Raw genomic sequence first — 11,944 nt, 5'->3', positions numbered from 1 at the left:
TGGCTGGCAGGCTGCAAGCGCCTTCAGCGTAATTGCGCTTCGGCCAGGGTCAGTGTGCGCGGGATCCTGCTGGCATCCCAGTGCACAATGCCCCAATCCAGCAACTCCCGTGGGCTGGCATGAAGCAGTTCGTTGCCAGGCTGCTGGCCAAGGGCGCGCAGGGCTCTTAATAGCAGCGGCGTGGCCTGGTCGGGATGCAGTGGCGGGGAACGATAGGACTTGCCCAACTTGTTACCGTCCGGCTGGACGATCAACGGTACGTGCAGATAGCGCGGCTGGCGCAGGCCCAGCAACTCCTGCAGGTACAGCTGGCGTGGCGTGGAGTCGAGCAGGTCGGCGCCGCGCACGATATCGGTAATCCCTTGCCAGGCATCGTCGAGCACCACGGCCAGTTGGTAGGCGTAGAGGCCATCGCGGCGACGGATGACGAAGTCGCCGACATTACGGCCCAGGTGTTGTCGGAATTCTCCTTGTACGCGGTCAGTAAAGTGGTACTCCAGCTCCGGAACACGCAGGCGGATGGCGGCGTCCTGCTGGTCGTGACCGGCATTTCGGCACAGGCCTGGGTAAATCCCGTCGTAGGGCTCCAGTTGTTTGCGTGAACAGGTACAGGCGTAGGCCAGGCCGTGGTTGAACATATCGTTCAGTACCTTGGCGTAGGCGTCATGCCGCTCGCTTTGTCGGACCAGTTCGCCATCCCACTCAAAGCCGTAGCTTTCCAGGGCATGCAGGATTGCCGCCTGGGCGCCGGGCTCTTCGCGGGGCGGGTCGAGGTCTTCCATGCGCATCAGCCAGCGGCCGTGATTGGCGCGGGCGTCGAGGTAGGAGGCGAGGGCGGCGACCAGGGAGCCGAAGTGCAAATGGCCGCTGGGCGTGGGGGCGAAACGCCCGATATAGGTAGAGGCAGTCATGGGCCGGATACTACTGGAAAATCGGTAAATCCCAGAAACAAAAATGGGGCGTTTGCACGCCCCATTTATTCAGCTCGGCTGGATCACTTGCCGACCTGTTTTTCCTTGATTTCAGCCAAGGTCTTGCAGTCTACGCAGAGGTCCGCAGTAGGGCGGGCTTCCAGGCGACGGATACCGATCTCGACACCGCAGGATTCGCACCAGCCGTATTCTTCGTCTTCGATCAGTTGCAACGTCTTGTCGATTTTCTTGATCAGCTTGCGCTCGCGATCGCGGGCGCGCAGTTCGAGGGCGAACTCTTCTTCCTGGCTGGCACGGTCTGCCGGGTCCGGGAAGTTGGCCGCTTCATCCTTCATATGGTCAACCGTGCGGTCGACTTCCTGCATCAAGTCCTGCTTCCACTGCTTCAGGATTTTGGAGAAGTGCTCGCGCATGGGCTTGCCCATGTATTCCTCACCCTTCGATTCAACGTAGGGTTGGAAGCCGCTGATGCTCTGTTGCTTTGCTTGGGTGGACATGAATAGACCGCCTCTCACTCTTCTAATCCATTGCGCAGGATTGCAACGTCACCGACACCTGCCGGCCCTGCGGCTGCAAGCGGGCGAACTTACCAGATAGATTCAGGGTGCGCCACTCCCGGTTGTCGACGCCCGTCACGCAGGGGTTGCCAACTGCAGCAGCCTGCTGTGGCTGGGTATGCATCGTCTCGAATGTTGATTTTAGTCGTTTTGCAAGCGCTTGCCGGGTTCATCTTGGACGGCCAGGCAGGCAATAGAGCATGTTTTACCGCGAGGGTTCGGTAGAATCCTGATTTTGTCCTCACCGTTAAGGAAGGCTAATGGCTCAGCCCTACAGTGCGCGCAGTCGCGCCATCGAACCTTTTCATGTCATGGCGTTGCTGGCGCGAGCCAATGAGCTGCAAGCGGCCGGCCATGATGTGATCCACCTGGAGATCGGCGAGCCGGATTTCACCACGGCCGAGCCGATCATCCAGGCCGGCCAGGCGGCGCTGGCCAATGGCAAGACCCGCTATACCGCGGCCCGTGGCCTGCCGGAATTGCGTGAAGCCATCAGCGGTTTCTACCAGCAGCGCTACGGATTGAACGTCGATCCCGAGCGTATCCTGATCACCCCCGGGGGCTCCGGCGCACTGTTACTGGCCAGCAGCCTGCTGGTGGACCCCGGCAAGCATTGGCTGCTGGCAGACCCGGGTTACCCGTGTAACCGGCACTTCCTGCGCCTGGTGGAAGGTGCCGCGCAACTGGTGCCGGTAGGCCCTGACGTGCGTTATCAACTGACCGCTGACCTGGTGGCCAGACACTGGGATCAGGACAGCGTGGGCGCGTTGGTTGCCTCCCCGGCGAATCCCACCGGCACGATCCTCACGCGCGATGAATTAGCCGGGCTTTCCGACGCAATCAAGGCGCGTAACGGCCATTTGGTGGTGGATGAGATCTATCACGGCCTGACCTACGGCACTGACGCCGCCAGCGTGCTGGAGGTCGACGATGAGGCCTTCGTCCTGAATAGTTTTTCGAAGTATTTCGGCATGACCGGCTGGCGCCTGGGCTGGCTGGTGGCGCCGCCGGCTGCGGTCGGCGACCTGGAAAAACTGGCGCAAAATCTGTATATCAGCGCGCCCAGCATGGCCCAACATGCCGCGCTCGCCTGCTTTACCCCGCAGACCCTGAGCATTCTGGAGGAGCGCCGTGCCGAATTTGGCCGGCGTCGCGATTTCCTGCTGCCCGCCTTGCGCGAGTTGGGCTTCGGGATTGCGGTAGAGCCGGAAGGTGCGTTCTATTTGTATGCCGATATCAGTGCGTTCGGCGCAGATGCCTTCGCGTTTTGTCGTCATTTCCTCGAAACCGAGCATGTCGCCTTTACCCCCGGTCTGGATTTTGGCCGCTATCAAGCGGGTCATCATGTGCGCTTTGCCTACACGCAAAACCTTGATCGACTACAGGAGGCGGTGGAACGAATCCAGCGTGGCCTGCGGAGCTGGCAAGGCTGATGCGCTTTTATCCTCCCCTCGAAGAAGGCCGGCTGATTCGCCGCTATAAGCGCTTTCTCACCGATATCGAAACCGTTACCGGCGAGTTGTTGACTATTCACTGCCCAAATACCGGTTCGATGCTCAACTGCATGGTGGAAGGCGGGCAGGTCTGGTTCAGTCGCTCCAATGACCCCAAGCGCAAGTTGCCCGGCACCTGGGAAATTGCCGAAACGCCCCAGGGCCGCTTGGCGTGCGTTAACACGGCACGCGCCAATCCGTTGGTCGAGGAGGCGTTGCGTGCTGGCGTGATCACCGAACTCAACGGTTTCACCGCGTTGAAGCGGGAAGTGCCTTACGGCCAGGAGAAAAGCCGCATCGACTTTCATCTCGAAAATCCCGACGGCGCGGTGTATGTGGAAGTTAAAAGTGTCACGCTGGGGTTTGATGGCACCCGGGTTGCCGCTTTCCCCGATGCGGTGACCCAGCGTGGCGCCAAGCACCTGCGGGAGCTGGCGCACCTGGCGCGTGAAGGTGTGCGGGCAGTGCAGTTGTATTGCGTCAACCTCTCGGGGATTGATGCGGTGCGCCCGGCACTGGAGATCGATGCTGCCTACGGTGCTGCCTTGCGCGAGGCTAAAGCTGCCGGGGTGGAAGTGTTGGCGTATGGGGTGCGCGTGACGTCCGAGGAGATTTGCGTGGACCGTCGGTTAGAGGTGCTGCTCGACTAGAGATCCACCCACAGGCCCTGCGCGTCTTCGCGACCACGCAGGGCCTTGAGGCTTTTACCTGCGCATGGGCCGGCAATGCACTCGCCGCTTTCGATCAGGAACAGCGCGCCGTGGGTGGCGCATTGGATCAGGCTGGCGCTGTCGTCAAGGAACCGGTCGGGTTGCCACTCCAGTGGAATGCCGCGATGAGGGCAGCGGTTGATATAGAAGTAAGCGATGCCGTCCCGGCGTACCGCCAGCAGCGGCGTGCCATCCATCGTAAAACCTAGGCTGCTGTTGGGCGCGAGCATGTCCGAGGGGCAGAGAAACTTCATTTCAATCCTTAAGTGCCTTGATGTTCAAATGCAAACAATTATCAAATGCCGGCTTCGCCCGTTAGCTGACTGGGTGCTCAGTTCGATGTCCGCCAGGGGTTACCTGTCACATCGATGAGTGCTCGAAAGGCCCTGCTCTTTGGAAGGAAACCCTGTTATGCGCCTGAGTGCCAGCGCTATTGCGCTTGTTGTCGGACTGCTGGTCAACCATGGGGCGCAAGCCTCCGAACTGCCACAACGCTGGGTGAGTGCCGGTGGGGCGCTGTCGGAATGGGTCACGGCGTTGGGCGGTGAGCCGAAGTTGGTCGGCGTGGACACCACCAGCCAGCATCCTGAATCGCTCAAGGCGTTGCCAAGTATCGGCTATCAGCGGCAATTGTCGGCCGAAGGCATTCTCAGCCTGCGCCCACAGGTGCTGGTGGGGACTGAAGAGATGGGGCCGCCGCCGGTGCTGGCGCAGATTCGCAGTGCAGGTGTCCAGGTCGAGATGTTCTCGGCGCAGCCGGATTTGCCGACCTTGAAGGGTAATCTTCAGCACCTGGGCAAGTTGCTGGGAGATGAGGCTAAGGCCAGTGCATTGTTTACCGGATATGAACGGGCCCTTGATCAGCAGAAAAGCTGGGTCGCCAAGGCGCAGGTCGCGCAGAAGGCACCTGGCGTGTTGCTGCTGATCGGTCATGCTGGCGGCAAGCCGCTGATTGCCGGTAAGGACACCGCGGGCGATTGGGTGGTGCAGCAGGCCGGCGGGCATAACCTGGCTACCCACAGCGGTTACAAGCCGTTTTCGGTGGAGTCGTTGGCAGGGCTGAGCCCGGATGTGCTGGTGTTTGCCGATCGTGCCCTTACCGGAGACGCGGCGCGCGCGGCGTTGTTCAAGGAGAATCCGATCCTGGCTTCGACGCCGGCGGCCAAGCGTGGGCGTGTGTTCGAGCTGGACCCGACCTTGCTGGTGGGTGGGCTTGGACCGCGCCTGCCGCAGAGTCTTGTGAAACTCTCGGCCGGTTTTTACCCGTCACAGGCTAAACCCGCTCCATGACCACTCTGGTTAAACCGAAAGCGCTGTTCATTGGCCTGGCACTGTTATGCCTGTTGGCGACCTGGCTCTCGTTGGCATTGGGCCCGGTAAGCTTGCCGTTGCTGGATACGCTCAAGGCGGCATTGCGCTTGATGGGCGTGCCGATAGAGGCGCAAGGCCTGGAGCAGGCTGAGTTGATCCTGGGGCAGATTCGTTTGCCGCGGACGTTGCTCGGTTTGGCGGTTGGCGGCGTATTGGCATTGTCCGGTGTGGCCATGCAAGGTTTGTTTCGTAACCCCCTGGCCGATCCGGGGTTGGTCGGGGTTTCCAGCGGGGCGGCACTGGGGGCGGCAATCGCCATTGTCGGCGGTGCGTTTTTTGGTGGGTTACCGGAGGCATTCGGGCCTTATCTGCTGTCGCTGTGCGCGTTTCTAGGCGGGCTGGGCGTGACCGCGCTGGTTTATCGGCTGGGGCGCCGTAACGGTCAGACCAATGTGGCGACGATGCTGCTTGCCGGCATTGCCCTCACTGCACTGGCAAGCTCGGCAGTGGGCCTGTTCACCTACCTGGCGGACGACGCCACCCTGCGCACCCTGACGTTCTGGAACCTTGGCAGCCTCAACGGCGCGAGCTATTCGCGGTTATGGCCCTTATTGCTGGTCAGTGCCGGTGTGGCGCTCTGGTTGCCGCACCGGGCCAAGGCGTTGAATGCGCTGTTGCTCGGCGAATCCGAGGCCAGTCACCTGGGAATTGATGTTGAAGGGCTCAAGCGCGAGTTGGTGTTCTGTACCGCATTAGGTGTAGGTGCTGCGGTGGCTGCGGCGGGCATGATTGGTTTTGTCGGGCTGGTGGTGCCGCATCTGGTCAGGTTGCTGGCCGGGCCTGATCACCGCGTGCTGCTGCCGGCGTCGATATTGGCGGGCGCGAGTTTGTTGCTGTTTGCCGACTTGGTTGCGCGGCTGGCCTTGGCGCCGGCTGAATTGCCGATTGGTATCGTGACTGCGTTTATTGGTGCGCCGTTTTTTCTTTACCTGTTGTTACGGGGGCGTGCCTGATGCTGCGTGTTGAAGGCCTGCAGATCCGGCGTGGCCACAAGGTCGTGCTGGCGGATGTCACTCTGGAGTTGCTGCCGGGTGAAGTGATCGGTGTGCTGGGTCCCAATGGCGCGGGTAAGAGCACGTTGCTGGGGGCGTTGTGCGGTGAGTTGCACCCGGATCAGGGCAAGGTGTGGTTGGGGCAGCAGGCGTTGAAAGACTGGAGCGGACCGCAGCGCGCGCAGCGGCTGGCGGTGTTGCCACAAACTTCGACTCTGGACTTCGCGTTCCGTGTCGAAGAGGTGGTCGGCATGGGGCGTTTGCCCCATCAGGCGGGGCGTGTGCGCGATTATGAAATTATCCATGCGGCCTTGCTGGCGGCGGACGTCGCACACTTGAAAGGTCGTAGCTACTTGGCGCTGTCTGGTGGCGAGCGTCAACGCGTGCACTTGGCGCGGGTGTTGGCACAACTATGGCCGGGTGAGGCGGGGCAGACATTGCTGCTGGATGAGCCGACATCGATGCTGGACCCCCTGCATCAGCACACGACCCTGCAAGCGATCCGCCGCTTTGCCGATCGTGGTGCGGCGGTGCTGGTGATCCTCCATGACCTGAACCTGGCCGCGCGCTACTGTGATCGCATTTTGCTGCTGGAGCAGGGCCGTCCCCACGCTTTGGATACACCGGCGCAGGTGCTGCGGCCCGAGCCGCTTAAGGCCGTGTTTGGTTTGGAAGTATTGGTTCAGCCGCACCCGGAGCGTGGGCATCCGTTAATCATTGCTCGCTGAAGCGTGCTTTTTCACAGGCAAAAAAAGACCCGGCAAAAGCCGGGTCAAATAACCGTGATTAGCCTGATGAGGAGATAATCTGAGAGTCCGAACCAATGGTCTTTCAGTTATCGGCTGATCTCGCGACCAGTTGTGATAATCATAACGATTCTCATTTGAGAGTCAACAGTTGTTTTTGAAGGATCTGCGTTTTTCCTCAAACGTCCGTTCGAAGTGCGCATAAACATTGGGCCTTGCTGACGATCTAGCTCTTCTGGCGCGCTGAAATGGCATCCAGCTGGCGGTTCAACGCCTCCTTGCGCTCGACCGGAATGTCATTCCAGTGCACGTCCATCAGGGCCCCTTCGATCGCATAGAGCAACACTTTTGATGCGCGAAACCCGCGAGTCCTGACGGCTCGATACGCATCGACCGCTCCCAGGCGGCGCAAGTCGGATGCACTGTGGATGCCCACCGCATGCAGCCACTGCGCTGACGTCTTGCCGAGGTTTTTCAGGTGTTGCAGCTCATCGTTCATCAAGCCTCCTTGCGACGGCCGAATGGTGCGGTGGGTATCGTGACCAGGCAGGCCTGAACAGCAGTGTAGCGCTCAGTAGGAAAAGCGTAGTTCTTTGGTCTGAAACGGCCAAAAAGCTTATAAGAATGGCGTGGGGATTTTGACGCGGGGCAGGCGTGAAGCACCCGCTACGCGTTGCGCGTAGTCGGGCTTGGATCGAATCTTACTTGGTGCGGTAGCGCAGTCGCGTGCCGAAATTGACCGACATGAGGATCTCATCGGCAGTCAATTCAGGCGGGAAGTAGGTGCCCGAAATCTGCGCATGGGCCAGGCTGGCGCCTTCCAGTGAGCAGTCGCGCAAATCCAGGCCGCGCAGGTCGGCAGAACGGAAATACGCGTCGGTGAAGTCCACGCCGGTGGCATTCAGGTCGCGCAGGTCCAGTCCACGGAAGTCGCCACCACGCATGTCGATAATGCCGCCTGCCGGGCGTTCCTGGTTGAAACCACGGATATCGTCTTTATGCAGGAGTGCGTAGAGCGGTGTATCTAGAAGCTTGGGCTGACTCATGAAAACGACTCCTGTTGGATTTATGACGCCATTATAGTGCCACTATTTCTTGGGCGTGCGTCCAAGTAGACGACACGCCCAAGAAATTTTTCTTACAGGCCTGGCAGGCGCTGGCGAATTTGTGCGACCAACGCATCCAGGGTTCCGCTTTGGTTGGTCTCGACGCGTTTACTCAGCAACAGTTCTTCGGCGGTCAGTGGGTCACGGTTGGCCTGTTGTTCTTCGATAACGCTCAGGGTCGCGTCGGATGGATCGTTTTTGTCGGCCTGACGTTGCGCCAACCAACTGGTGATAACCGCCTGTGGTGCGTTGCAGTCCAGGATCAGGAACGGCGCCCCCGTGGCTTCGGCCACTTTGGCTGCGGCGTCGCGTTGTTCGCGTTTGAGGAAGGTGGCATCCAGTACTACCGGGAAGCCGGCGCGAAGCACGGTATCCGCGATGTCATTCAAGCGAGCGTAGGTCCTGGCGCTGGCGTCGGACGCATAGATGCCGGCCTGGGGCGTGTTTTCCACCTGCTGCTCACCGAACATGCGCTTGCGCTCCACGTCCGAGCGCAGGCGTACAGCGCCCAATGCTTCCACCAGGCGCATGGCAACGTGGCTTTTGCCGACTGCCGAGACGCCATGGGTAATTGCCAGGAAGCGCGATGGAATGGTGCTGTAGCTTTCCGCCAGGTTGGCGTAGTTGCGGTATTGGCGCAGGGTGGTGGCGCGCTGCACCGGGCTTGCCTCGCTCGGCATGCTGAACAGCGACACCTTGGCACGCACCAGGGCGCGGTAGGCTTTGTAGAAGTTCAGCACTTCAAGGCCCTGATAATCACCGGTCAGTTCCAGGTACTGGCTGATAAAGCGCCGCGCCAGGGACTTGAGGCCGCGGTCTTCCAGGTCCATGGCCAGGAAAGCGGTGTCGGCGTACACATCGGTGAAGCGAAACGGCTCGTTGAACTCGATACAGTCGAAGATCACCACCTTGTCGTCAATCAAGGTGGCGTTGCCGAGGTGGATGTCACCGTGGCACTCGCGGGTGAAACCGTCGAGCTTGCGCTGTGCCAGCAGCGGTTTCAGGCGTTCGAAGCTGCTTTCGGCCCAGGCTTGCAGGGCTTCCAGTTGAATCAGGTCGGCTTTGTCGCTGAGGAATGGGCGGATCTGGTCGAAGTTCTGCCGTACCGGTGCCATCACTTCATCGGGGGTGCCGGCCGCGTGGTCCTGAGGCACTTTTGGTGCGGCGAGGTGAAAGCGTGCGATCTGCCTGGCCATTTCATCGATGTGCGCGGCGGTCAATTCGCCATTGGCCTGCAAGGTGCTGAGCAATTGGCTCTGCGGGAACTGACGCATCTTCAGGGCATATTCGATCACCGGACCGTCGCCACCCAATTGCGGGGCTTCGGCTGTGCCGGTAACCGGCAACACTTCCAGATACAGATCTGTGGTCAGGCGTTGGTTGAGGCGCAGTTCTTCGTTGCAGAAGTGCCCGCGTTTCTCCAGGTCGGTGAAGTCCAGGAACCCGAAGTTCATCGGTTTCTTCAATTTATAGGCGTAGGGGCCGGTCAAGATGACCCATGAAATATGCGTTTCGATGACCTGGAACGCTTCAACCGGATGAGGGTACAAAGCCGGGTTTTGCAGGGCTGCGATCAGTGGCTGGCTCACGGGCGATCCTTCAGAGTCGGTGGGAAATCATGGCGCGCATTATGGCTGCTACGGGCGGTCGTGCAAACCGCTGTCCGGCTCATGTTGATCATCAATAAAGTGCGTATAATCCGCCGCCATGACTCGAACCCGATCTCCCCGTTCCCGTAAAAAACCTCCTTCCCGCGGCCTGCGCCCGTGGCTTGGCTGGGCGCTCAAGCTCGGCCTGGTAGGCCTTGTGGTGCTCGCTGGCTTTGCGGTGTACCTCGACGCTGTGGTCCAGGAGAAGTTCTCCGGCAAGCGCTGGACTATCCCGGCCAAGGTGTATGCACGCCCGCTGGAACTCTTTACCGGCCAGAAGCTGAGCAAGGATGACTTCCTCACCGAACTCGACGCCCTGGGCTATCGACGCGAACCCGTGAGCAATGGTCCAGGGGCGGCTGCAGTCAGCGGCAACACCGTCGACCTCAATACCCGCGGCTTCCAGTTCTATGAAGGCCTGGAGAAGGCCCAGCCTGTGCGCGTGCGCTTCTCCGGCGACTATGTGGCCGAACTGTCGTCCCTCAACGGTTCCAAGTTGCCGGTGGTACGCCTTGAGCCGCTGATGATCGGCGGGATTTACCCGAAGAACCTTGAAGATCGCATCCTGATCAAGCTTGATCAGGTGCCGCCGTATCTACTGGAAACGTTGGTGGCTGTAGAGGACCGCGACTTTTATAGTCACTGGGGCGTTTCGCCGAAGTCGATTGCCCGTGCCGTCTGGGTGAATACTTCCGGCGGCAGGATGACCCAGGGCGGCAGTACGCTGACCCAGCAGTTGGTGAAGAACTTCTACCTGACCAACGAGCGCAGCCTGACCCGTAAGCTCACCGAAGCCATGATGGCGATGCTGCTCGAGCTGCACTACAGCAAGCAGGAGATCCTTGAGGCGTACCTCAACGAGGTATTCGTCGGCCAGGATGGTCAGCGCGCGGTGCACGGCTTCGGTTTGGCCAGCCAGTTCTTCTTCGGTCAACCGCTGTCCGAGTTGAAGCTGCATCAGGTTGCCTTGTTGGTGGGCATGGTCAAGGGGCCTTCCTACTACAACCCGCGTCGTAATCCGGAGCGTGCGCTTGAGCGCCGTAACCTGGTGCTCGATGTGCTTGAACAGCAAGGCGTTGCCACGGCGGAACAAGTGGCCGCGGCGAAAAAAATGCCACTGGGTGTGACAACCCGCGGGAAGTTGGCGGACAGTTCATTCCCAGGCTTTATCGATCTGGTAAAGCGCCAGTTGCGTGAAGACTATCGCGACGAAGACTTGACCGAAGAAGGCCTGCGGATCTTCACCAGCTTCGACCCGATCCTGCAGATGAAGGCAGAAGCGTCGGTCAACGACACCTTCAAGCGCCTGACGGGCCGTAAGGGCGCCGACGAAGTAGAAGCCGCCATGGTGGTGACCAACCCGGAAACCGGTGAAGTCCAGGCCATGATCGGCAGTCGCCAGGCCAGCTTTGCCGGTTTCAACCGCGCACTCGATGCCGTGCGGCCGATCGGCTCGCTGGTCAAGCCGGCGGTCTACCTGACAGCGCTGGAAAAACCGAGCAAATACACCCTTACCAGTTGGCTGTCGGATGATCCGCTGTCGGTCAAGGGGGGCGATGGCCAGGTCTGGACGCCGCAGAACTTTGATCGCCGCTCCCACGGCACGGTGTTCCTGTATCAGGGCTTGGCGCATTCCTACAACATTTCCACGTCCCGGCTCGGCTTGGAGGTTGGCGTGCCGAATGTCCTCAAGACACTCGCGCGCCTGGGCATCACCCGTGAATTCCCGGCCTTCCCATCGATTCTGCTGGGGGCCGGTGCCATGACGCCGATTGAAGTGGCGACCATGTACCAGACCCTCGCCAACGGGGGCTTCAATACCCCGATGCGCGGGATCCGCAGTGTGCTGACGGCCGAGGGTGAGCCGCTCAAGCGCTATCCGTTCCAGATTCAGCAACGCTTTGATGCGGGCTCCATCTATCTGATCCAGAACGCCATGCAGCGTGTGATGCGTGAAGGTACCGGCAGCTCGGTCTATAAAGTCTTGCCTTCCAACCTGACACTGGCGGGCAAGACCGGTACCAGTAACGACTCGCGTGACAGCTGGTTCGCCGGTTTCGGCCAGGATGTGCTCGCCGTGGTGTGGCTAGGCCGTGACGATAATGGCAAGACACCATTCACCGGCGCCACCGGCGCGCTGCAGCTCTGGACCAGTTTCATGCGCAAGGCCGACCCGCTGCCGTTGAACATGCCGCAGCCGGATAACATCGTGCAGGCCTGGATTGATCCGCATACCGGCCAGGGCTCCGATGCCAACTGTCCGGGCGCGGTTCAGATGCCGTATATTCGCGGCAGCGAACCACCAGCCGGTGCTGCGTGCGGTGGCGGAGCCCCTGCAGATGCGGAATCGGTGATGGATTGGGTCAAGGGCTGGATGAATTAAGCAAA

Annotated in this window: 12 protein-coding genes; 6 read left to right on the top strand and 6 right to left on the bottom strand. The window is 60.4% G+C overall.

What is annotated here, in order from left to right; all coding sequences use genetic code 11:
- Window positions 1–23 precede the first annotated feature (23 nt).
- Window positions 24–911, bottom strand: a complete 888-nt coding sequence (gene gluQRS, locus NIBR502773_RS10745; RefSeq protein ID WP_115487586.1) for a tRNA glutamyl-Q(34) synthetase GluQRS — start codon at window positions 909–911, stop codon at window positions 24–26.
- An 83-nt stretch (window positions 912–994) separates the two neighbouring features.
- Window positions 995–1,429, bottom strand: a complete 435-nt coding sequence (gene dksA, locus NIBR502773_RS10740; protein WP_005791430.1) for an RNA polymerase-binding protein DksA — start codon at window positions 1,427–1,429, stop codon at window positions 995–997.
- Window positions 1,430–1,749: 320 nt separating this feature from the next.
- Here dksA and NIBR502773_RS10735 point away from each other — a divergent pair, with 320 nt between their 5' ends.
- Entirely contained in the window at window positions 1,750–2,922 is a 1,173-nt protein-coding gene (locus tag NIBR502773_RS10735) for a pyridoxal phosphate-dependent aminotransferase (RefSeq protein ID WP_141156021.1), read from the top strand.
- Window positions 2,922–3,632, top strand: a complete 711-nt coding sequence (gene sfsA, locus NIBR502773_RS10730) for a DNA/RNA nuclease SfsA (RefSeq protein ID WP_141156020.1) — start codon at window positions 2,922–2,924, stop codon at window positions 3,630–3,632. Before NIBR502773_RS10735 ends, sfsA begins: the two co-directional genes overlap by 1 nt.
- On the opposite strand, the gene NIBR502773_RS10725 is transcribed toward sfsA, so the two are convergent.
- The gene (locus NIBR502773_RS10725; protein ID WP_065925298.1) at window positions 3,629–3,946 is read right to left on the bottom strand and encodes a Rieske 2Fe-2S domain-containing protein; all 318 of its coding nucleotides are present in this window, start codon (window positions 3,944–3,946) and stop codon (window positions 3,629–3,631) included. The two genes, sfsA and NIBR502773_RS10725, sit on opposite strands and share 4 nt — an antisense overlap.
- Window positions 3,947–4,103: 157 nt before the next feature.
- Between NIBR502773_RS10725 and NIBR502773_RS10720 the strand changes: the two genes are divergently transcribed.
- The 3 genes from NIBR502773_RS10720 to NIBR502773_RS10710 are packed head-to-tail and all read left to right on the top strand — an operon-like array spanning window position 4,104 to window position 6,783.
- A complete protein-coding gene (locus NIBR502773_RS10720) occupies window positions 4,104–4,982 on the top strand; it encodes a hemin ABC transporter substrate-binding protein (RefSeq protein ID WP_141156019.1) in 879 nt (292 codons plus the stop codon).
- A 50-nt stretch (window positions 4,983–5,032) separates the two neighbouring features.
- Window positions 5,033–6,016, top strand: a complete 984-nt coding sequence (locus NIBR502773_RS10715) for an iron ABC transporter permease (RefSeq protein ID WP_168209037.1) — start codon at window positions 5,033–5,035, stop codon at window positions 6,014–6,016.
- A complete protein-coding gene (locus NIBR502773_RS10710) occupies window positions 6,016–6,783 on the top strand; it encodes a heme ABC transporter ATP-binding protein (RefSeq protein WP_141156017.1) in 768 nt (255 codons plus the stop codon). Before NIBR502773_RS10715 ends, NIBR502773_RS10710 begins: the two co-directional genes overlap by 1 nt.
- 244 nt (window positions 6,784–7,027) lie before the next feature.
- Here NIBR502773_RS10710 and NIBR502773_RS10705 read toward each other — a convergent pair whose 3' ends face one another.
- The 3 genes from NIBR502773_RS10705 to NIBR502773_RS10695 form a co-directional block, all read right to left on the bottom strand.
- Entirely contained in the window at window positions 7,028–7,300 is a 273-nt protein-coding gene (locus NIBR502773_RS10705) for a TfoX/Sxy family protein (protein ID WP_027605391.1), read from the bottom strand.
- A gap of 202 nt (window positions 7,301–7,502) precedes the next feature.
- Window positions 7,503–7,847 carry a pentapeptide repeat-containing protein gene (locus NIBR502773_RS10700; protein WP_027605392.1) on the bottom strand — a complete coding sequence of 115 codons (345 nt, stop codon included), beginning with the start codon at window positions 7,845–7,847 and terminating at the stop codon, window positions 7,503–7,505.
- A 92-nt stretch (window positions 7,848–7,939) separates the two neighbouring features.
- Window positions 7,940–9,496, bottom strand: coding sequence for a bifunctional aminoglycoside phosphotransferase/ATP-binding protein (locus NIBR502773_RS10695; protein WP_141156016.1), 1,557 nt, complete (start codon window positions 9,494–9,496; stop codon window positions 7,940–7,942).
- Between the two features lie 118 nt (window positions 9,497–9,614).
- On the opposite strand from NIBR502773_RS10695, the gene mrcB reads away from it, so the two are divergent.
- Entirely contained in the window at window positions 9,615–11,939 is a 2,325-nt protein-coding gene (gene mrcB, locus NIBR502773_RS10690; protein ID WP_141156015.1) for a penicillin-binding protein 1B, read from the top strand.
- Window positions 11,940–11,944 lie beyond the last annotated feature (5 nt).

It is taken from the genome of Pseudomonas sp. NIBRBAC000502773 (assembly GCF_006517195.1).
GTDB lineage: Bacteria > Pseudomonadota > Gammaproteobacteria > Pseudomonadales > Pseudomonadaceae > Aquipseudomonas > Aquipseudomonas marginalis.
The sequence above is the reverse complement of the archived record's forward strand: the minus strand, read 5'-3'. Positions and strand labels throughout refer to the sequence as shown.